Raw genomic sequence first — 2,154 nt, 5'->3', positions numbered from 1 at the left:
TTCGTATTCCGTGCAGCGCAAGAGCGCAACGACATCGAAGTAGTAGGTATTAACGACCTTATCGATGTAGATTACATGGCATACATGCTTAAGTATGACTCAACTCACGGCCGTTTCAACGGTACTGTTGAAGTTGAAGGCGGTAACCTAATCGTTAACGGTAAAACTGTACGTGTTACTGCAGAGCGCAACCCTGAAGACCTAAAATGGGACGAAATCGGTGTTGACGTTGTAGCTGAAGCAACTGGTCTTTTCCTAACTGACGAGACTGCACGTAAGCACATCACTGCTGGCGCGAAAAAAGTTGTACTAACTGGTCCTTCTAAAGACGCTACTCCAATGTTCGTTAACGGCGTAAACTTCGACACTTACGCTGGTCAAGACATCGTTTCTAACGCTTCTTGTACTACTAACTGTCTAGCGCCTATCGCTAAAGTTCTTAACGACAAGTTCGGTATCGAATCTGGTCTTATGACTACAGTTCACGCAACTACAGCAACTCAAAAAACTGTAGATGGTCCTTCTGCTAAAGACTGGCGCGGTGGTCGTGGTGCTTCTCAAAACATCATCCCATCTTCAACTGGTGCTGCTAAAGCTGTAGGCGTTGTACTTCCAGAAGTAAACGGCAAACTAACTGGTATGGCTTTCCGCGTACCAACTGCTAACGTTTCTGTAGTCGACCTAACTGTTAACCTAGTTAACGGTGCTTCTTACGAAGACATCTGTAAAGCGATGAAAGAAGCTTCTGAAGGCGAACTAAAAGGCGTTCTAGGCTACACTGAAGATGCAGTTGTATCTCAAGACTTCATCGGCGAAGTTTGCACTTCAGTATTCGATGCTAAAGCTGGTATCGCGCTAACTGACAAATTCGTTAAAGTTGTATCTTGGTACGACAACGAAATCGGTTACTCAAACAAAGTTCTAGACCTAATCGCTCACATCTCTAAGTAATTAGAAAGTTAGCAATTAGCGAATAACTTCGTTAAAGAAAAGGCGGCTCTAGAGTCGCCTTTTTTGTATCTGGAATTTGAGAGAATGCAGGCTCGATGTTGCATTTAATGTGCGAAGCGCGTCTAAAAGCTCTCCCCAGCGATAGGAAACTACACATGGATTTAAAAACTCTCCCAGCCCTAACGGTGCTATCTGATAACGTCACTATCGTTGAAGTTGATCAGATAAAAATCGTCCGCGTGATTCATGACAAAGCAACGGCAGGCATCTCGCTACACGGTGGTCATGTCGTGTCGTTCACGCCTGAAGGTCAAGAAGATCTGATCTGGATGAGCGAAAAAGCTATCTTCGATGGTAAAGCTGCTCTTCGCGGTGGTATTCCGGTTTGTTGGCCTTGGTTTGGGCGTATTGCTGCTCCAGCTCACGGCTTTGCCCGCACCGCAGAATGGGAGTTGGTTGAACATCGTGAGAACCATAACGGTGTGATTGTTGAACTTGCTCTGTTCCCGACAGAAGAAATCCACGATATTTGGCCCCATATGTTTGACGCTCGTTTGGTGATTGAAGTGGGCGATGAGCTAAAAGTGACGCTCAAAGTCATGAACATCGATGACGAGGCTTGGACCTTCTCTGGCGCATTACATACTTACCTAAACGTTGGAGACATTAAGCAAGCACAAACGACAGGCATGGGTGCCGAGTACATTGATAGTTTGAAAGCTGATGCGGTATGCCAAGGTGGTAATGTTCTACAACTAACTGACACCATTGATCGCGTTTACACGCAACCAGAAGCGAAAATTTTGGTAAAAGACCCGGTATTGGATCGTACGCTAAGCGTACACAACCAAGGCCACAACTCAGCGGTATTATGGAACCCTTGGGCAGAAGGTGCGCAAAGCATGGGTGACATGGCTGACGATGGTTATCAAACCATGTTGTGTGTGGAGTCTGCTGTTCATGAACCAAGTATTGAGCAAGGTCAAACGCTCCAACCAGGTGAGACACATGAACTTGTCACTGTCATTTCAGCGCAGTAAGAATCACCATGTAAAGGCCGGGGATACCCGGCTTTTTTTGTAATAAAAGCTCTGCTTAGATGGTCCTATCTTTACTAACTTATTGGTTACTGGTCACTTTTGACGGTTTCATTAATAAATATCAAAAAAATTGATCATATAAACCGATAGCATACCGATACAA

2 protein-coding genes are annotated in these 2,154 nt (G+C 45.0%); both read left to right on the top strand.

The genetic code is table 11. The features are described from left to right. Positions 1 to 951 (top strand): type I glyceraldehyde-3-phosphate dehydrogenase (gene gap, locus CAG68_RS01125; RefSeq protein ID WP_161440693.1); only part of this gene is annotated, 951 nt, incomplete at its 5' end. 155 nt (positions 952 to 1,106) lie between these two features. Beyond that, complete coding sequence (locus CAG68_RS01120) at positions 1,107 to 1,991, top strand: aldose epimerase family protein (RefSeq protein WP_161440692.1); 885 nt, start codon at positions 1,107 to 1,109, stop codon at positions 1,989 to 1,991. Positions 1,992 to 2,154: the final 163 nt, after the last annotated feature.

This window comes from Vibrio sp. V42_P2S4T144, assembly GCF_009904715.1.
Classification (GTDB): Bacteria; Pseudomonadota; Gammaproteobacteria; order Enterobacterales; family Vibrionaceae; genus Vibrio; species Vibrio alginolyticus.
The sequence above is the reverse complement of the archived record's forward strand: the minus strand, read 5'-3'. Positions and strand labels throughout refer to the sequence as shown.

Excerpts from the sequence above, each read along its gene's own strand:
- CAG68_RS01120 (WP_161440692.1), top strand. The coding sequence starts at position 1,107 with ATGGATTTAAAAACTCTCCCAGCCCTAACGGTGCTATCTGATAACGTC.